Below are 17,982 nucleotides of genomic sequence, written 5' to 3'. Positions count from 1 at the left end.
GTTCAATCGGCGCAATTCATGGTCCGGTGCTCATCGAGCGCGAACCGCCGCGACAGACGGCTGGCCGCACGAAGCTCGTGGCGATGGGGAGGAACCATGGTTGAGATCGTCGATCACGCCGGCCGGCCGGTGAAGCACGGCCGCGCGCGGGTGAACGGCATCCGGATGCACTACGTCACGGCGGGCCAGGGCGAGCCGCTGCTCCTGATGCACGGCACGCCGAAGACCCATTACTACTGGGCCAAGCTCGTGCCGCTCCTCACGGAGCACTTCACGGTGGTGGCCCCCGACCTGCGCGGCTTCGGCTACACCGACAAGCCCCCGGTCGAGGAGGGCTACGACAGCCTGACCAACGCCAACGACATGGCGGAGCTGATGACGCAGCTCGGTCACGAGCGCTTCCACCTGCACGGCGAGGACCGGGGCGCCGAGTTCGCCTACGTGCTCGCCGCCACGCAGCGTGAGCGCGTGAGGACCCTGTCGTTCTGCGAGATGCTCCTGTCGGGCGAGGGGCTCGAGGAGTGGTCGAACTTCACGCCCGACAACATCTCCGCCCAGTATCGCCAGCAGGGTGTGTGGGTCTGGCACATCCCGTTCTTCTGGATCCCCCACCTGCCCGAGATGCTGATCCAGGGACGCGAGCGCGAGTTCTGGGAGTTCTGGATCAAGGCGGAGACCTGGAACCCGACCGCGATCTCGGACGAGGCGATCTCGGAGTGGATCGCCCGCCTGTCGGCGCCCGGCGGGCTGCGCGGCTGCCTCGAGACCTACCGCGCCGGCCTGAAGAACGGGCGCATCAATAAGGAGCTGAAGCAGCAGAAGCTGACGCTCCCGATCATGACGGTCGGCGCGCCCGAGTTCTTCGGGCCTTTGGTGCGCGACCAGATGCTGAAGGTCTCCGAGGGCGTCGAGCGCTCCGAGGTCTTCGAGGAATGCGGCCACAGCCTCGCGTGGGAGGCGGAGGAACGCCTCGCCACCATGCTGCGCGAGTTCATGCTGAACCGAGCCTGAGACGTTCGGCGCGCCGGGGAGGATACCGGCGCGCCCCCGACACCAAAACCTGATCTTCTGGGAGGAAATCCATGCGCATGTTCCAGCGCGCGGCCGTTGGCGCCGCCGTCCTGCTCCTGTCCGGCTCGGCGCTCGCCCCGGCCGCGTTCGCGGCCGACAACATCGCGGCCGACCTCGACCAGCCGCTCTGGTACCAGGCACCCAGCGAGAAGACGCTGGAACTCGCCAAGGTCGACGACCTGTCCTCCACCGTGGTCAGCGACGGCCAGCGCGGCGAGAAGGGCGTGCTCGGCTCCTCGATCCAGCTCACACCGGAGCAGATCGACAAGGTGAAGGCCGGCAACTTCAAGGTCGCCATCTCGCTCGGCTGGCTGGGCGACGACTGGGCGTCGGAGCAGTTGAACGGCCTGAAGGAGACCTTCGCCTCGCTCGGCATCGAGGTCGTGGCCGAGACCAACGCCAACTGGGACGACGCCAAGCAGATTTCCGACCTCGACTCGATCGCGGTCCTGAAGCCCGACCTCCTCGTCTCGATCCCGCTGAACGGCCAGACCACGGCGGCCGCCTACAAGCGCATCGCCGATGCCGGCACCAAGGTCGTCTTCATCGACCAGGCGGTCGACGGCATGGATCCGGGCAAGGACTACGTCTCGATCGTCTCGTCCGACAACCTGGCGCTCGGCATGTACATCGCCGACGAACTCGCCCGTGCCATCGGCGGCAAGGGCGACGTCGCGGCCATGTACTTCGCCAACGACTTCTACGTCACCAACCTGCGCTACGAGGGCTTCGTCGCCCGCCTGATGGCGAAATACCCCGACGTCAAGCTCGTCGCCGCCGCCGGCCACGACGACCCGAACAAGGGCCAGGAGGTGGCGCAGGCGCTGCTGGCCCGCTACCCGACGCTGAACGGCCTCTACGGCTCCTGGAGCATTCCGGCGATGGGCGCGGCGACCGCCGCCCAGATCGCCGGCCTGTCGCCGGAAAACTTCAAGATCGTCTGCGAGAACTTCGACCAGATCGTCGCAGCCAACATGGCGGGGAAGGGATTCATCGCCGGCATCTCCTCGCAGCGCCCCTACGACCAGGGGGCGGCCGAGGCCAAGGTCGGCGCGCTGGCGCTGATCGGCGAGAGCACGCCGCCCTACGTCGTGGTGCCGCCGCTGGCGGTCAACCGCGAGAACCTGCCGGCGTCCTACAAGACGATCTACCGCCACGACCTGCCGGCCGACATGTCGGCCGCCCTGTCCAACTGACGAGGGCGGGCGGAAGCGGTTCGAGCCGCTTCCGCCCCGCCGATCCCGCCGCCGTTCGCTGCGCATCGAGGAGCCAGAGGGCATGCAGGACGCGACCATCCTTGAGATGCGGGACATGGAGAAGTCGTTCAGCGGCGTCCCGGTCCTCAAGAAGGCCCATTTCGAGCTGCGCCGCGGCGAGATCCACGCCCTGATGGGCGGCAACGGCGCCGGCAAGTCGACGCTGATGAAGATCCTGACCGGCGTCTACGCGCGGGACGCCGGGATCCTGACGCTGGACGGGCGCACGCTCGATTTCCAGACGCCGCTGGAGGCGGAGGCGGCGGGCGTCGCCATGATCTTCCAGGAACTCAGCCTGGTGCCGACGCTGACCGTCGCGCAGAACATCTTCCTCCACCGCGAACCGCGCCGCGCCGGGGGCCTGCTCGACGACGGGGCCGCCCGGCGCCGCTCCGCCGAGATCCTGGCCGACCTCGGCGAGGACATCGATCCGCGCACGCCGGTCGAGCTCCTGTCCACCGGCGCGCGGCAGATGGTGGAGATTGCCAAGGCCCTGTCCAAGAACGCGCGCGTCCTGATCATGGACGAGCCGACCTCCTCCCTCTCCGAGACCGAGACGCAGTCGCTCTTCCGCATCGCCCGGCGCCTGAAGGATAGCGGTATTTCGATCGTCTACATCTCGCACCGGATGTCGGAGATCTTCACGATCTGCGACCGGGTGACGGTGATGCGCGACGGACAGACGGTGCTCACCGACGAATGCCGCAACGTCGGCATGGAAGGGCTGATCGAGGCGATGCTGGGCTCGGGCTCGGTGGCATCGCTCGCCTATCGCGAGCGCGCGCGAGACCCCGCCGCCCAACCGGTGCTCGAAGTCGATGGTCTCGACGTCGGCAACCGCGTGCGGGGCGCGAGCTTCTCGGTCGCGGCCGGCGAGATCGTCGGCCTCGCGGGCCTGATGGGCTCGGGGCGCACCGAAATCGCCGAGGCCATCTTCGGCGTGCGCGCGATCACGTCCGGCAGCGTCCGCGTCGACGGCAAGGCGGTGACCTCGACCGCCGAGGCCATGGCCGCCGGTGTCGCGCTGGTGCCCGAGGATCGGCGCCGTCAGGGTCTCGTGCTCGAACACACGGTCCACGACAACTTCATGCTGCCGAGCCTCGCACGCTTCGGGCGCGGCCTCTTCGTGCGCGACCGCGAGGCGGCGGGCGAAGGCGAGGCGGCGGTGCGCGACCTCAAGATCCGCACCGACGGGCTCGGCAAGGTCGTGCGCCTCCTGTCGGGCGGCAACCAGCAGAAGGTGGTGCTGGCGAAATGGCTCGCCCGCAACCCGCGCCTCCTGATCCTCGACGAGCCGACGGTGGGCGTCGACATCGGCGCCAAGGCCGACATCGTGGCGATCGTGCGCGCGATCGCCGACCGGGGCACGGCCGTCCTCGTCATCTCCTCGGAGTTCGAAGAACTTCTCGCCCTCAGCGACCGCCTCGTCGTGCTGCACGACGGCATGGTCGTCCGAACCATGGAACGCCGCGACATCGCATCGGAGGAGGTGCTGCACCATGCAGTCCAAGGCTAACGCATCGGCGGCACCGGCCGCATCCGTCAAGCCGGCGGTCACGCGCCCGCCCGTCCAGTGGAGCGACTTCGTCGTCTACTTCTTCTTCGCGGCCGTGATCCTGTTCTTCGCCGTGATGATCGGCGACAAGGGCTTCTTGACGACCGCCAACCTCTTCAACATCACCCGCACGACATCGATGATCGCGGTCATGGCGATCGCGATGACCTTCGTGATCGCGGCGGGCGAGCTGGACCTGTCGATCGGCTCCACCGCGGCGCTGTCGGCGCTCGTCGCGGCGCTGGTGATGCAGGCCGGTTTCGGCATCGTCGGCGGCGTGGCGGCGGCGATCCTGGCGGGCCTCGCGGTCGGCGCCGTCAACGGCTTCTTCGTCACCGTCGTCAACATCCCATCGTTCCTCGTCACGCTCGGCATGATGCAGTTCGTGCGCGGCCTCGACATGCGCCTCACCTATACCAAGCCCGTGCCGATCGCCGACACCGGCTTCACCGGCATCTTCGGTTCCGGCAACGTCGCGGGCGTTCCCTCGCTCTTCATCTGGTCGCTGGTCGCCGCGATCCTCGGCCACGTGGTCCTGCGCTACACCTCGTTCGGACGCCAGGTGCTGGCGACCGGCGGCAACCGCGTCGCGGCGCAGTATTCCGGCGTGCCCGTCAAGCGCATCAAGCTCTATTGCTTCCTGATCTCGGGCGCGGCCGGCGCGGTGGCGGGCATGCTCTATTCCGGCATGATGCAGACGGCGCGCTACAATTTCGGCACCGGCGCCGAGCTCGCGGCGATCGCGGCCGTGATCCTCGGCGGCACGTCGCTCTTCGGCGGCAAGGCGACGATCATCGGTACCTTCGTCGGCGCTCTCCTGATCGGCACGATCAACAACGGCCTCATCATCATGGGCCTCGACGTCAGCGAGCAGAACATGGTGGCAGGCGCCCTCATCGTCCTGGCCGTCGCATTCGGCCGAAAGCGCGCGTCCGCCTGACGCGGGCCGATCTCCATCGAAACACGCGTGCCCCGATGGCCTGCCGGCCCTTGGGGTCCCGACCGAGGCGGACGGCGCGGACGAGCGCCCGGTCGCGGCCGTTCCAAAGACGGGAGCGCTGCCCGCGCCGGGCCGAACGCCGTTTCCGGCAAATCTCCATCCTCTCGCCTGGCCGAACGCCCGGCAGTCCCTCAAGGCTGCCCGTTCGGCAGCTCCTCCCTCGGCAGCGCGCGGACGACCTCCAGGAAGAAGTCCGCCACCACGCGCACGCGCGCGGCGATGTTCCGGCTCGCGGGGAAGATCAGATAGATCGGATCGGCCTCGATCTCGAACTCGTTCAGGAACGCGACCAGACGCCCGGCCTGGAGATCGGCGTTGAACAGCCACCAGGTCGCCTGCGAAACGCCGAGACCGACCAGGGCGGCCTGACGCAGGACGTCGCCGCTGTCGGTCTGGAGGTTGCCCGAGACCCGGACGGCCAGCTCGTCGCCCTTCCCGTCGCGGAAGCGCCAGGTCGAGCCGAACCGCCCGACGATGCAGTTGTGCTCGCACAGCTCCGCCGGCGTTCGCGGCACGCCGTGTCGTTCGAGATAGGCGGGCGAGGCCACGGTCTTCTGCGGCCCGCGGATCAGGGTGCGGTGGACGAGGCGGGAATCGGCGAGGCGCCCGGAATGGATCGCGAGGTCGAAGCCGCCGTCGATCGGATTGGCGGTCTGATCCTTGAAGCGGACGTCGAGCTTGATCTCGGGGTAGCGCTCGAAGAACTGGGACACGAGGGGCAGCAGCGAACGCCGGCCGAAGGCGGGCGGCAACGCCAGCCGCACGGTACCCGCCGGCCTGCTGTTCGCGTCGCGCACGGCCAGTTGCGCGTTCTCGAAATCGGCCAGCAGCTTGACGCCGTCGGCATAGTAGCGCGCGCCGGCGTCCGTCAGGTGCAAATGCCGTGTCGAGCGATGGAAGAGTTCGACACCCAGTCCCGTCTCGATCCGACGAATCGCCTTGGTCGCGCTGGAGACCGAAACGCCGAGAACCTCGGCCGCAGCCGTGAAACTCTCCAGTTCCGCCACGCGGACGAAGGCTTCGATGTCGTGTAAGCGATCGGCGGGCATGTAGTCGCCTCTGCCTCCATAATACTCCCGACGCCCCACGAGAAGCATCCGTTTCCGCTTCTGCATAGATACTGTGCAGATTACCGCCATCCAATGTCCGGTGCGCGCGGGGGTGCAACAAGCATACCATCCGGGACCGTTCCATGCGCTCGGCCGCGGAAATAGAGATTTTCGTTTGGACACCTTATCACGCCGTTCGTTCTGGCGTCCCCTGACCCCGTTCAACTCCTGCGACCTTGGCCCCAACCGTCATGCGAACCGTCATCTCCAACACTCTCTGCCTTCGAGGCGGGCAGGCCTCCGCGCCGGAGCGGTTGACGATGGTGTTCGAGAAGGGCCAGATCGCAGCCCTTCTGCCGGCGGACGCCGTGGTGCCGGACCAGGCGGACGAGCGCATCGACGGCCGTCGGCTTCTTGCGGTTCCGGGCTTCGTCAACGCCCACACCCACTCGCCCTACAATCTCGTTCGCGGCTCGGCGCCCATGCTGCCCCTCGAGCTCTGGTCGCTTCATGCGTCGGCGGGCAGCGAGCGGCGCACGGCGCGGGAGGTGGAAGTCTCCGCGCTGCTGGGCGCGGTGGAGATGCTGAGGACGGGGACGACCACCGTCCTCGATCACATCCGCATCGCTCCCGACATCGAGGGCGACCTTCTCGACGCGACGGCCGAGGCCTATCGGCATGCCGGCATGCGCGCGGTGATCGCGCCGGTCGTGGCCGACAAGCCGCTCCTGGAGACCCTGCCGCTCGATTCCGCCGACTTCGGCGGCGAGGAGGTCGCCGGCTACGCCGCGCGCCCGACGCTTCCGGCCAGACGTCAGGTGGAGATCGTGGAGGCCTTCGCCGCGCGCTGGCGCGACGACCCTCTCGTCTCCGTCGGCATCGGACCGTCGGGCCCCCAGCGCTGCACGCCCGAGCTGCTGGTCATGGCGGAGGACTTCGCCCGGCGCCACGAGACGATCGCCCACATGCATGTGCTGGAGACCCGAGCCCAGGCCGAGATGGGGCGTCGGCTGCATCCCGGCGGCATGCTGGCCTATCTCGACGACCTGGGCGTCCTGAGTTCGCGCAGCAACCTCGTCCATGCGAACTGGCTGGCGAAGGGCGACGTGGAACGCATCGCGCAGAGAGACGCGGCCGTGATCCACAATCCGGTCTCCAACGTGCGCCTCGCAAGCGGCCGATGCCCCCTGCCCCGGCTCCTGCGGTCGGGCATACGGGTCGGCCTGGGCACCGACGGCGCCTGCTGCAACGACAGCGGCAACATGCTGGAAACGCTCAAGTGGGCCGCGATCCTCCACAACGACGAGGCGGAGGATCCGGCGCGCTGGATCCAGCCCGGAACGGCCTTGCGCCTCGCCTGCGAGGGGGGCGCCGACGCCATCGGGCTCGGCAAGGTCGCGGGACGCCTCGATGCGGGCATGGCGGCCGACGTCTGCCTCCTCGATCTCGATACCACCGCCTTCGTGCCGCTGAGCGATCCCGTCCGCCAGCTCGTCCTGTCGGAAACCGGGGGAGCGGTACGTCATGTCTTCGTGGACGGCCGCGCTGTCCTGCGCGACGGTCGATGCACGAGCGTCGACGAGCCTTCCCTGTTCGCCGAGGCACAGGAGCTCTCCGACCGCAGGCGCCGGGACAACCAGGACGTCTACGCGGCGGCCTCGCGCCTCGACGGACCGATCCGCCGCATGCGCCGACGTCTTCTTTCCTCATGCGAGATCGCCGCGTGACCCTCGACTGGACCCGCCGCCCGCAACGCTTCTTCCAGCACCTCCTGCGCGAGCAGGATGCCGTGGGTCTGGACCCAGCCGATCTGGTGGCCGAGGCGCAGTCGGTGGGCGCCACCGCGACCATCGCCATGGGCGGCGGCTTCTCGGCCTGGTATCCCACCCGGCGCCGCTCCCAGACGATCAACCCCTTCATGCAAGGGGACTTCCTCGGCAACTATCTCGACGCCTCGGCGCGGGCCGGCCTTCGCACCTTCGTGCGCATGGACATCAGCAAGGCCCGCAGCGCCGTCGCGGAGCACGAGGACTGGTACGTGCACGATGCGGCGGGCGAGCTCGTCGAGGTCTGGGCGATGCCGATGATCTGCGCCACCGGCCCGCTCTGGCAGGAAGAGAACTTCGAGATCGTGCGCGAGATCCTGTCCGGCTATCGTCCCGACGGCTTCTTCTACAACTATTTCCACATCGCGCGCTGCTGGTGCGAGCGATGCCGCCGCCTGGTGCGCGAGGCGACCGGCGAGGACGTTCCCCCCAAAGGCCTGCGCAGCCCCGCCTACGAGACATGGCGGCAGCGCACGCTGGCGGACTACACGCACCGCCTGCAACGCTTCATCCGCGCCCATCGGCCGGAGGCGGCGCTGGTGCCCTACCACCACCTGCGGGACGGCTGGGACGCCCGCGCCATGGCGGCCGCGTCCGACATCGTCGGCGTCCAGATCTCCAACCCCGTGATCCCCAACCCCGTGGATCCGCAGCCGGTCTGGAGCCACTGGACGACCGAGGAGGCCCTGTTCGCGAGGGCCCTGAAGCCGGACGTTCCGCCCCTCCTGATCCAGACCACGTCGCAGTTTTTCGCCAGCCGTCAGACCGCCATGCCGAGCGATCGGCTCGTGCGGAACATGGCGGAGGCGATCGCCCATCGCGCCGTGCCGGCCGCAGCGGCCAACGGACGGCTTCGCAGCGGCGACGCGCGCTTCGTCGGGGCGCTGGAAGGTTTCGGCGCTTACCAGTCTCGTCATGCCGGTTGGTACGAGGGGCTGGAATCCGTCGCGCGGATCGCGGTGGTCCGCTCGCCCGAGAGCGTGGCCTGGGGGCCGGACGCGGCGCGCCTGTCCGACCGGGGCCCCGCAATGGGCCATGTCGCCGAGTTCCGCGGTGTCGTGCAGATGCTGTCGGCGGCCCGGCGCCCGTTCGACGTCCTCGCCGCCGGCGGGCTGTGCGCGCGGGAGCTGGAACGCTACGACCTCGTGATACTGCCCGCCGTATCCTGCCTCGGCGACGCGGACGTCGCCGCCCTCGACGCCTTTGCCGCACAGCGCGGCAAGACGCTCCTGGCAACGGCCGACACGGGCGGATGCGACGCCTGGGGCAGGCCGCGCGCGCACCCCGTGCTGACGGCGCTCGGCGCCCTTCCCGGACAGCCGCGCGACGCCGACGGCGCCTATCTCAGCCTTCGTCGCGACGACCTCCGCGCGGCGATCGGCGGCGTGGAGCTGCTCGGCGTCGCCGGCGACTTCTGGACGCCCGACACGCCCGCCGATGGCGACATGCGGCTGATCGGCCCCTTCGCCAACAACGCGCCCGAGTTCACCGTCGTGCCGAGCGAAGGGCGCGAACCGGGGTTGCTCGAGGGCACGGTCGGCCTCGGCCACCACGCCTGGATCACGTGGCGGATCGGAGGGCTCTTCGCGCGATACGGCAGCCCGGACCATGCCGCCGTGTTCGAGGCCCTCGTCGCGCGGTGCTGCGGGCCGTCCCCGATCGGAGGTTCGGCACCGGCCACGGTGGACTTCGCCCTGCAGAGCCACCGCGACGGCTGGCTGCTGCATCTCCTGAACGGCGCCGCGCCGGCTCTGGCGCCCCACACGCGAACCTCTTCGCTGGCGGGCTTCCAAATCCGCGTGCGCTGCGCCGCGACGCAGGTGGTCCGCCTCGACGCGGACGACGCGCCGGCCGCCTGGCGCGAAGGCGACGAGCTGGTCATCGAGATCGCGAAGCTCGACACCTTCGCCGCGATGGCGCTCATCCCAGACCCCACCGCCCGGCTTCCCAACGCCGCTGGCGCCCCCGCCGAAGAAAGGTGACCGCATGTTCCGTTTGACGAGGACCGGCCTCGCTTCCCTATCGATCGGCCTTGCCGCCTGCCTATCGGGCCCCGCGACGGCGGCGCCGAAGGACACGATCGTCGTGGCCCAGCCCGCCGACGCCTACACGCTGGATCCGGCCAAGCACTCGGCCTTTCCGACCGCGAACATCCTGTTCCAGATCTACGACGCGCTCGTCACCATCGACGAGAAGGGGGAGTTCAGGCCCGCGCTCGCGACGTCCTGGGAGAACCCGGACCCGCTGACCTGGCGCCTGCATCTGCGCGAGGGCGTGCGCTTCCACAACGGAGAGCCCTTCGACGCTCAGGCCGTGAAGTTCTCGTTCGACCGCGCGCTCGATCCGGCGTTCAAGGCCCCCTACCTCTCGCGGATCGCGCAGATCAAGTCGGTCGAGGTCGTCGACGACCACACGGTCGACTTCAAGACCGAGAAGCCGTTCCCCACGATGCTCTTCTCGCTCTACGAAGCCTCCTTCGCGGCCTTGATCGTGCCGCCGAAGTACGTCGCGGAGAACGGTCCCGATATCCTCGCGAGCCGGCCCGTCGGCACCGGTCCCTACAAGTTCGTCGAATGGCGCAAGGACGACCGCTTGGTCCTGGAGGCCAATCCGGACTACTGGGGCGGCGCGCCCGCGATCCGGCATGCGATCTTCCGGCCGATCAAGGAACTGCGCACGCGCATCGCCGAGCTGTCGTCGGGCGGGGTCGACATCGCGGTCGACGTTCCGCCCGAGGACATTCCCTCGGTCGAGCGCAACGGCGGCAAGATCGAGAACATCGCCAGCGACTTCCTCTACTTCCTGGCCTTCGACACGACGCGCGAGGGGCCGTTGCAGAACAAGCTCGTGCGTCAGGCGATCAACTACGCCGTGGACGTCGACGCGATCCAAGAGGCGCTCCTGAACGGGCTGGGGGAGCGGATCGCGCTGACCCTTCCCGCCAGCTCCGCCTTCTACGATCCCGCCTGGGAGGCCTATCCCTACGATCCGGGCAAGGCCAGGCAGCTGCTCGCCGAGGCGGGCTACCCCGACGGCTTCACCGTCAAGCTGATGTCGCGCCAGGGCCGGTTCCTGAAGGATGCCGAGATCATCGCCGCGACGCAGGGCTTCCTGGCCGATGTCGGCATCACGGCGCAGATCGAGTATCTCGAACCCGGCGTCTGGGCCCAGGTGTCGGAGCAGAAGGGCCGCGAGGGCATCACCTTCCCGGGCTGGAGCGGGCGCGATCCCGATCTCGTCTGGTACCCGCTCCTGCACTCGGGCCAGTACCAGAGCTACTACGGCAATCCCGAGCTCGACCGCCTGCTGGAGGCGGGCCGCTCCACGCTCGACCCGGCGCAGCGCCGTTCGGCCTACGAGGCGGCCGCCGCGATCATCAAGGAAGAGGCACCCCACCTGCCGATGATCCAACCCCCGCTCATCTACGCGCTCGACCGCACGCTCGACTGGCACCCGAGGACGGACAGCATGATCGACCTGCGCAAGGCGCATTTCGAGTAGCCGCCGCGAGCGCCGGGCAAGGCGCGCCCGCCTTGCCCGGCGAAAGACGAGAGATCGCCATGATCGCCTACATCCTATCCCGACTGGTCTACGCCGCCGCGGTCCTGCTGGGCGTATCGGTGGCCGTCTTCCTGCTCGTGCGGCTCGGCGGCGATCCGTCGGCCCTCTACCTTCCGCCCGAGACCTCGCTCGAGGAGATCGCGCGCTTCCGCACGCAGATGGGCTTCGACCGCCCGCTGCCGGTCCAGTATCTCGAGTTCCTCGCCAAGGCGCTCCAGGGCGATTTCGGGCGCTCCCTGCGCTACGACCAGCCCGCCATGCAGCTCGTCCTGGACCGCATGCCCGCGACGCTCGAGCTGAGCGCGTCGGCTCTGGCGCTGTCGCTTCTGGTCTCGCTGCCGCTCGCCATCGCGGCGGCCGTCTACCGCGGCTCGCTCCTGGACCGCGTCGGTCTCCTGGTCTCGCTGGTGGGCCAGAGTTTCCCGACCTTCTGGCTCGCGATCATGCTGATCCTGATCTTCTCCGAACATCTGCAATGGCTGCCGCCCTCGGGCCGGGACGGATGGCAGAACCTGGTCATGCCATCGATCGCCCTTGCGGCCTATTCCACGGCGATCATCACGCGGCTCCTGCGCTCCTCGATGATCGAGGTGCTGCAGTCCGACTATATCCGCACGGCTCGCGGCAAGGGGGTGCCGGAAAACGGAGTGGTCTTCGGCCATGCCCTGCGCAACGCCGCGATCCCGACCCTGACCGTGATCGGCCTCCAGGTCGGCGCTCTGCTCGGCGGCGCGGTGATCACCGAGGAGATCTTCGCCTACCCGGGCATCGGGCGTCTGGCCATACAGGCGATCTCCAACCGGGACTTCACCGTGGTCCAGGCCTTCGTCCTTCTGATGGCGTCGCTGATCGTCTCGATCAACCTCCTGGTCGACGCGACCTACGGGTTGCTCGACCCGCGCCTTCGGAAGGGGTGAGCCATGGGGATCTTCCTTCGCCGCTTCTTCCGCTCCCGGCTGGCGGGCCTCGGCCTCGCGATCGTCGCGGTGGTCGTCCTGGCGGCGATCGCCGGGCCGTGGATCGTTCCCTTCGATCCCGAGGCCCAGAGCATCCTGCAACGGCTGAAGCCGCCGATGTGGGAGGGGCGCGGCGGCCTCCATCTCCTGGGGACCGAGGCGCTCGGCCGCGACGTCTTCAGCCGCCTCGTCGTCGGCGCGCGCGTCTCGGTCCTGGTCGGCGTCGCATCCGTCGCCGTCTCCGCCACGGTCGGCATCGCGCTCGGGCTGGTGGCCGGCTACGACGACCGCCGCTCCGGCCGCGTCATCATGGCCTTCACCGACATCCAGCTCGCGATCCCCTTCCTGGTGCTCGCGCTGGCGGTGGTGGCGGTTCTCGGGCCGAGCCTGTGGAACCTGATCCTGGTCCTCGGGCTCACCAACTGGGTGCAATACGTTCGCGTGGTGCGGGCCGAATGCCTCATCCTGAAGCAGCGGGAATACGTGCAGGCCGCACGCTCGCTGGGTGCCTCGACGCCGTACATCCTCGTGCGGCATCTCCTGCCCAACATCATGTCCTCCGTGATCGTGATCTCGAGCCTGCTCGTGGCGAAGATGATCCTGTTCGAATCCTCGTTGAGCTTCCTCGGCCTCGGCGTTCCGCCGACGACGCCGACCTGGGGAACGATGATCGCCGACGGCCGGAACTACATCGGCAATGCGTGGTGGGTGGCCGCGTTTCCCGGCATCGCGATCTTCGTCACCGTGGTGGGCATCAATCTCGTGGGCGATCGCCTGCGCGACCTCCTGGATCCGCGTCTCGCGCAGGTGGAGAACTGACCGTGGACACGATGCCCGATGCGTCCCGTCGGATCCTCGAGATCCGCGACCTCAAGACCTATTTCGGCCGAGGCGCCAACGAGGTGCGATCCGTCGACGGCGTCAGCCTTCACGTCGATGCGGGCGAAACGCTCGGCGTGGTCGGCGAGAGCGGTTGCGGCAAGAGCGTCACGTCCCTGTCCGTCATGCGCTTGGTGCCCTCGCCCGGCCGCTACGCCCATGGCGAGATCCTGTTCGAGGGCCGGGACATCCTGGGGCTCGGCGCCGCCGAGATGCGCCGCCTGCGCGGCGATCGGCTGTCCATGATCTTCCAGGAGCCGATGACCTCGCTGAACCCCGTCCGCACGGTCGGCGACCAGATCGCCGAGGCGTTCCGCCTCCATCGCGGCCTGTCGCGAAAGGAAGCGGCGGCCAGGGCCGTGGACATGCTCCGGCAGGTCGGCATTCCCGCGCCCGAACGGCGCGCCGACGAGTTCCCCCACCAGCTCTCGGGCGGCATGCGCCAGCGCGTGATGATCGCCATCGCCCTCTCGTGCCATCCCCGCCTCCTGATCGCCGACGAGCCGACCACCGCTCTCGACGTCACCATCCAGGCGCAGATCCTCGACCTCCTGCGGAAGCTCAAGGCCGAGCTCGGCATGGCGATCATGCTGATCACGCACGATCTGGGCGTCGTCGCCGAGATGTGCGACCGCGTCGTCGTGATGTATGCCGGGCGCGTGGTGGAGGAGGCGCGCGTCACGGATCTCTTCGACGCACCCGCCCATCCCTACACCGAGGGGCTTCTCGCCTCGATCCCGAAGCTCGACGAGGCGGTCGACGAACTCTTCGCCATCGAAGGCCAGGTGCCGAGCCCCACCGAGCGTCCGCCCGGCTGCCCGTTCGAGCCGCGCTGCCGATACGCCTTCGACCGGTGTCGGCGCGAGACCCCCGAGCTTCGGGAGCTGGACGGCGGGCGACGCGCGGCCTGCTTCCTGGCCGCCGACCGCCTCGCCCGACCGGGAGCCTTCTCATGACCGACGCCCCCCTTCTGGAGATCCGCGATCTCGTCAAGCACTACCCGGTCAAAGGTCGGGGCTTCCTGCGGCGAGCCCGCGAGCGGGTTCACGCGGTGGAAGGCGTCAGCGTCCCGCTGTGCGCCGGACGGACGCTCGGCCTCGTGGGCGAGAGCGGCTGCGGAAAGTCCACGCTCGGCCGCCTCGTCGTCGGCCTCGAGGAGCCGACCGCCGGCGCGATCGCCTTCGAGGGCCGGACCATGGCCGAAATCGACGGCGCAAGCCTGCGTCGCCTGCGCCGCCAGATCCAGATCATCTTCCAGGACCCCTACGCGTCCCTCAACCCGCGCATGACCGTGCGGGAGATCCTCGGGGAGCCCTTTCGCATCCACGGCGTCGCGGGAGCGAAGGAGAAGGTTCCCGCGCTCCTGGAAGCGGTGGGGCTCCCGGCCGCCCACGCGGGCCGCTTTCCCCACGAGTTCTCCGGCGGCCAGCGCCAGCGCATCGGCATCGCCCGCGCCCTGGCGCTGCGGCCCAAGCTCATCGTCTGCGACGAGCCCGTCTCGGCGCTCGACGTCTCGATCCAGGCACAGATGCTGAACCTCCTCAAACGCCTCCAGCGCGAGATGGGCCTGTCCTATCTCTTCATCGCCCACGGGCTTGCGGCGGTGAAGCACATCTCCGACGAGATCGGGGTCATGTATCTCGGCCAGCTCGTCGAGATCGCGCCGAAGGAGCGTCTCTTCGCGGCGCCCGCCCATCCCTATACGCAGGCTCTGATCTCCGCGATCCCGCGGCCCGACCCGCGTGCGCGCAGCACGCGCATCGTCCTGGAGGGCGACGTCCCCTCCCCGATCGATCCCCCGACCGGCTGCCGCTTCCACACGCGCTGCCCGCGCATGGCGGAGGTCGGCCCCCGCTGCCGCGAGGAGGCCCCCCGTTCCGTCGAGCTGTCGCCCGGACACCGCGTCTCCTGCCATCTGTTCGACCGAGCCGCCCCATGACCCGCTTCGACCCTCTCCTGGTCGGGTTTCCCGGCCGCACGTCCCGCGGCTATCTCGGCTGGAGTTCCGTGATCCTCCTGTCGAGCGAGGGCCGGCACGCCCTGTTCGACACCGGTGGTCCGGGCGACCGCCCGGGCCTGCTCGCGGCGCTGGCGGAAAGAAACCTCACGCCCGCGCAGATCGACAGGGTGATCCTCAGCCACCTGCATTTCGACCACGTCGCCAACGTCGAATGCTTTCCGGATGCCGAGGTCGTCGTCCATGCCGACGAGATCGCGTATTTCGAGCGCGAGAAGCACCGCGACCCGGCCGTGCCGCGCTACCTCGTGGAGGGGCTGCTCGCCCATGCGCGCCTTCGCGTGGTCGAAGGCGAGTTCGAGCCCCTGCCGGGCGTCACCTTCTTCCCCACCCCCGGCCATACCGGCGGACATGCCTCGCTGCGGATGGTGCAGGACGGCGTTCGCGTCGTGCTCGCCCAGGACGCTCTCAAGCATCGCGGCGATGCGGTGTCGGGGCGCGCGCCCGGCAGCTTCAACGAGGCCGCCTCGGCCCGCAGCATCGCTCGCATCCTCGAACTGGCGGACATCGTCCTGCCGGGTCACGACGCCCCGCTGACGATCCGCGACGGACGCGTGGTCGAGGCCGGCGCCTTGGCCGAGACGGTGACCGTGAACCTCGATGGTCGCGCGATCGCGCTGGAGGTCGCCCGATGAGCCTTCTCCTTCACAACGCCTTCGTCCACACCGGCGAGGCGGCGTTCGCGAACGGGGCGATCCTGATCGAGGACGGGCGCGTCGCGTGGAGCGGCGCACTCGCCGACCTGCCGCCCGACCGGACCGCGGCGACGCGCCGCGACCTCGGCGGGCGCGTCGTCATACCGGGTCTCGTGAACGCGCATACCCATGGCGGCCTGTCGGCATGCCGTTGCGCCTGCGACGACGGCGACCTGTTCCAGTGGGCGGCGGCGCTCCGGTCCCAGACCTCGCACCTGACGATCGAGGACAATCGACAGGGCTGCCGCCTCGCGGTGGCGGAGATGCTGCGCAACGGGATCACCACCGCCTGCGACTGCACGCGCTACGGCGCGGGCGTCTTCGCCGAGGTCGCCAGCGAGATGGGCCTGCGGTCCCTGTCCGGTGCGCTGGCCAACTCGCCCGAACTGCGGCCGGCCGGTCGTCCCAACTGGCCGCTGGCGCTCGACGAAACGGACGAGGCCATGGCCCGGCACGGGGCGGACGGTCTCGCCCGCTTCTATCTCGGCGCGCATTCCCCCTACAGTTGCACGCCCGACCTCCTGATCGAGGTCAAGTCCGCGGCCCGCGAACGCGGCCTGCCCTTCGTCATCCATGCCTCCGAGAACCGGGCGGAGACGCGGATCACCCTGGAGCGCTACGGCGCGACGCCGATCCGCCACCTCCACCGGCTGGGCCTGCTCGACCGATCGACCGTCCTCGCCCATTGCGTCTGGGTGGACGAGGAGGAGATCGACATCCTGGCCGAGACGGGCGCGGCGGTCGTCCACAACCCCGCCTCCAACGCCAAGCTCGCAAGCGGCATCGCGCCCGTGTCGGCGTTGCGCCGCGCGGGCGTCCCGGTGGGCCTCGGCACGGACAGCGTCGTCTCCAACAACCGGCTCGACCTGTTCCAAGAGATGAAGCTGGCCGTGCTCCTGCAGCGCGTCTCCAGCCTCGACGGGTTTGCGATGAACGCCGCGGACGCCTTCCGGATGGCGACGAGCGAAGGCGCGCGCACCCTCGGCATGGAGCGGGAGACCGGCCGCCTCCTGCCCGGCATGGCCGCCGATCTCGTGGTCCTGGAGATCGACCACCCCGAAGGACTGACGCCCGAACGCGTCGTCTCGGATCTCGTCTACCGCATCACCCCCCGCGAGGTCCGCGACGTCATGGTGGCGGGCCGCTTCGTGGTGGAGCACGGCGCTCTCACGCTCGCGGACGACCGCGAGACCCGCCCATCCCCCCGCCGCGGCACCTCCCACCCAACAGGAACAATCGCATGACCCAAGCGCCCATCGGCCTCATCACCAGCGCCGCATCCGAGCGTCTTCTGGAGAACCGGAAAGAGGAGCAGGTCAAGACGCCCTTCGGAACCGCCACGGTCCTTCTCGGCACGATCGCCCAGCGCTCCGCCGCCGTGATCCTGCGCTACGGGCCCAACCTCACGGTTCCCAGCCACAAGATCGACTATCGCTCCAACATCTGGGCGCTGCGCGAGCTGGGCGTCGAGTCGATCATCTCGCAGAACGCCATCGGCTCGGTCAATCCGGCGATCCGGCCGGGCGACATCGTGATCTCCGACGACTTCCTGGACCGCACCCGTGCGCGCCCCCAATCGCTCTTCGACGGAAGCGACTGCTGGGTCCGGGTGGATTTCACCGATCCGTTCTGCCCCCGCCTGCGGGCCGACCTGATCGCGGCCGCCAAGGCCCACAGCGAACGGGTGATCGAGCGTGGCGTCTTCGTGTGCACGGAGGGTCCGCGCTTCGAGACCCCGGCCGAGATCCGAGCCTTCCAACGCGAGGGCGGCGACATCGTCGGCACGCCGATGGTGCCGGAAGTGGTGTTCGCCCGCGAGGCCGAGATGTGCTTCGCCTCGATCGCGCCGGTCATCAACTTCGGAGCCGGCATGGCTCCCGCGGTGGTGCATTTCGGTCCCGGCTCGATGAACGACACCTACTATCGCGGCGGCCTGCACGATCTCATCGAGCGCACGCTGATCGCCGCGATCGGGAGCGTCTCGCCGGACCGCACCTGCAACTGCGGCAATGCCCTGGCCGGCGGCTTCCACGGCACGCCGCCCGAGTGGTCCCGGAAGCACATCAGCCTGTTCCGCTAGGCTCCCGGCCTGGGGATCGACGCCTCGCGGGTCGGTC

15 protein-coding genes are annotated in these 17,982 nt (G+C 69.2%); 14 read left to right on the top strand and 1 reads right to left on the bottom strand.

From position 1 onward, the window contains the following. Positions 1 to 96 precede the first annotated feature (96 nt). From D3218_RS13345 to D3218_RS13330, 4 genes are all read left to right on the top strand, one after another. On the top strand, positions 97 to 1,011 hold the full coding sequence (locus D3218_RS13345) for an alpha/beta fold hydrolase (protein WP_119540571.1): 915 nt from the start codon (positions 97 to 99) through the stop codon (positions 1,009 to 1,011). 71 nt (positions 1,012 to 1,082) lie between these two features. Continuing rightward, the gene (locus D3218_RS13340; protein WP_119540570.1) at positions 1,083 to 2,267 is read left to right on the top strand and encodes a substrate-binding domain-containing protein; all 1,185 of its coding nucleotides are present in this window, start codon (positions 1,083 to 1,085) and stop codon (positions 2,265 to 2,267) included. Positions 2,268 to 2,349: 82 nt separating this feature from the next. Continuing rightward, positions 2,350 to 3,843: a sugar ABC transporter ATP-binding protein gene (locus tag D3218_RS13335; RefSeq protein WP_119540569.1), complete on the top strand. Its 1,494-nt coding sequence runs from the start codon at positions 2,350 to 2,352 to the stop codon at positions 3,841 to 3,843. Continuing rightward, a complete protein-coding gene (locus D3218_RS13330) occupies positions 3,827 to 4,822 on the top strand; it encodes an ABC transporter permease (protein WP_119540568.1) in 996 nt (331 codons plus the stop codon). The genes D3218_RS13335 and D3218_RS13330 overlap by 17 nt, the downstream gene beginning before the upstream one ends. Before the next feature lie 191 nt (positions 4,823 to 5,013). Here the strand turns inward: D3218_RS13330 and D3218_RS13325 are convergent, their stop codons facing one another. Next, positions 5,014 to 5,931 (bottom strand): LysR family transcriptional regulator, encoded by a 918-nt coding sequence (locus D3218_RS13325; RefSeq protein ID WP_119540567.1) that lies wholly within the window; start codon positions 5,929 to 5,931, stop codon positions 5,014 to 5,016. A gap of 320 nt (positions 5,932 to 6,251) precedes the next feature. Between D3218_RS13325 and D3218_RS13320 the strand changes: the two genes are divergently transcribed. The 10 genes from D3218_RS13320 to D3218_RS13275 are packed head-to-tail and all read left to right on the top strand — an operon-like array spanning position 6,252 to position 17,945. Next, positions 6,252 to 7,658 carry an amidohydrolase family protein gene (locus D3218_RS13320; protein WP_168990518.1) on the top strand — a complete coding sequence of 469 codons (1,407 nt, stop codon included), beginning with the start codon at positions 6,252 to 6,254 and terminating at the stop codon, positions 7,656 to 7,658. Then, a complete protein-coding gene (locus tag D3218_RS13315; RefSeq protein ID WP_168990517.1) occupies positions 7,655 to 9,739 on the top strand; it encodes an alpha-amylase family protein in 2,085 nt (694 codons plus the stop codon). The genes D3218_RS13320 and D3218_RS13315 overlap by 4 nt, the downstream gene beginning before the upstream one ends. A 4-nt stretch (positions 9,740 to 9,743) precedes the next feature. Further along, positions 9,744 to 11,258 carry an ABC transporter substrate-binding protein gene (locus D3218_RS13310; protein ID WP_119540564.1) on the top strand — a complete coding sequence of 505 codons (1,515 nt, stop codon included), beginning with the start codon at positions 9,744 to 9,746 and terminating at the stop codon, positions 11,256 to 11,258. A 59-nt stretch (positions 11,259 to 11,317) separates the two neighbouring features. Beyond that, positions 11,318 to 12,235, top strand: coding sequence for an ABC transporter permease (locus D3218_RS13305; protein ID WP_119540563.1), 918 nt, complete (start codon positions 11,318 to 11,320; stop codon positions 12,233 to 12,235). A 3-nt stretch (positions 12,236 to 12,238) separates the two neighbouring features. Then, positions 12,239 to 13,093 (top strand): ABC transporter permease, encoded by an 855-nt coding sequence (locus D3218_RS13300; RefSeq protein WP_119540562.1) that lies wholly within the window; start codon positions 12,239 to 12,241, stop codon positions 13,091 to 13,093. Between the two features lie 11 nt (positions 13,094 to 13,104). Beyond that, complete coding sequence (locus D3218_RS13295; protein ID WP_119540630.1) at positions 13,105 to 14,109, top strand: ABC transporter ATP-binding protein; 1,005 nt, start codon at positions 13,105 to 13,107, stop codon at positions 14,107 to 14,109. After that, positions 14,106 to 15,092, top strand: a complete 987-nt coding sequence (locus D3218_RS13290; protein ID WP_119540561.1) for an ABC transporter ATP-binding protein — start codon at positions 14,106 to 14,108, stop codon at positions 15,090 to 15,092. Before D3218_RS13295 ends, D3218_RS13290 begins: the two co-directional genes overlap by 4 nt. Continuing rightward, on the top strand, positions 15,089 to 15,805 hold the full coding sequence (locus D3218_RS13285; RefSeq protein ID WP_119540560.1) for an MBL fold metallo-hydrolase: 717 nt from the start codon (positions 15,089 to 15,091) through the stop codon (positions 15,803 to 15,805). Before D3218_RS13290 ends, D3218_RS13285 begins: the two co-directional genes overlap by 4 nt. After that, positions 15,802 to 17,109 carry an amidohydrolase family protein gene (locus tag D3218_RS13280; protein ID WP_119540559.1) on the top strand — a complete coding sequence of 436 codons (1,308 nt, stop codon included), beginning with the start codon at positions 15,802 to 15,804 and terminating at the stop codon, positions 17,107 to 17,109. Before D3218_RS13285 ends, D3218_RS13280 begins: the two co-directional genes overlap by 4 nt. Then, a complete protein-coding gene (locus tag D3218_RS13275; RefSeq protein WP_119540558.1) occupies positions 17,106 to 17,945 on the top strand; it encodes an MTAP family purine nucleoside phosphorylase in 840 nt (279 codons plus the stop codon). Before D3218_RS13280 ends, D3218_RS13275 begins: the two co-directional genes overlap by 4 nt. The last annotated feature ends 37 nt before the right edge of the window (positions 17,946 to 17,982 follow it).

Source organism: Aureimonas flava (assembly GCF_003583935.1).
In the GTDB taxonomy this organism is placed as follows: domain Bacteria; phylum Pseudomonadota; class Alphaproteobacteria; order Rhizobiales; family Rhizobiaceae; genus Aureimonas; species Aureimonas flava.
Note: the sequence above shows the minus strand (reverse complement) of the source record. Positions and strands in the feature narration are given on the sequence as shown.

Excerpts from the sequence above, each read along its gene's own strand:
- D3218_RS13340 (WP_119540570.1), top strand. The coding sequence starts at position 1,083 with ATGCGCATGTTCCAGCGCGCGGCCGTTGGCGCCGCCGTCCTGCTCCTG.
- D3218_RS13300 (WP_119540562.1), top strand. The coding sequence starts at position 12,239 with ATGGGGATCTTCCTTCGCCGCTTCTTCCGCTCCCGGCTGGCGGGCCTC.
- D3218_RS13275 (WP_119540558.1), top strand. The coding sequence starts at position 17,106 with ATGACCCAAGCGCCCATCGGCCTCATCACCAGCGCCGCATCCGAGCGT.
- D3218_RS13295 (WP_119540630.1), top strand. The coding sequence starts at position 13,105 with ATGCCCGATGCGTCCCGTCGGATCCTCGAGATCCGCGACCTCAAGACC.
- D3218_RS13335 (WP_119540569.1), top strand. The coding sequence starts at position 2,350 with ATGCAGGACGCGACCATCCTTGAGATGCGGGACATGGAGAAGTCGTTC.
- D3218_RS13310 (WP_119540564.1), top strand. The coding sequence starts at position 9,744 with ATGTTCCGTTTGACGAGGACCGGCCTCGCTTCCCTATCGATCGGCCTT.
- D3218_RS13305 (WP_119540563.1), top strand. The coding sequence starts at position 11,318 with ATGATCGCCTACATCCTATCCCGACTGGTCTACGCCGCCGCGGTCCTG.
- D3218_RS13345 (WP_119540571.1), top strand. The coding sequence starts at position 97 with ATGGTTGAGATCGTCGATCACGCCGGCCGGCCGGTGAAGCACGGCCGC.
- D3218_RS13290 (WP_119540561.1), top strand. The coding sequence starts at position 14,106 with ATGACCGACGCCCCCCTTCTGGAGATCCGCGATCTCGTCAAGCACTAC.
- D3218_RS13285 (WP_119540560.1), top strand. The coding sequence starts at position 15,089 with ATGACCCGCTTCGACCCTCTCCTGGTCGGGTTTCCCGGCCGCACGTCC.
- D3218_RS13325 (WP_119540567.1), bottom strand. The coding sequence starts at position 5,931 with ATGCCCGCCGATCGCTTACACGACATCGAAGCCTTCGTCCGCGTGGCG.
- D3218_RS13330 (WP_119540568.1), top strand. The coding sequence starts at position 3,827 with ATGCAGTCCAAGGCTAACGCATCGGCGGCACCGGCCGCATCCGTCAAG.
- D3218_RS13320 (WP_168990518.1), top strand. The coding sequence starts at position 6,252 with ATGGTGTTCGAGAAGGGCCAGATCGCAGCCCTTCTGCCGGCGGACGCC.
- D3218_RS13280 (WP_119540559.1), top strand. The coding sequence starts at position 15,802 with ATGAGCCTTCTCCTTCACAACGCCTTCGTCCACACCGGCGAGGCGGCG.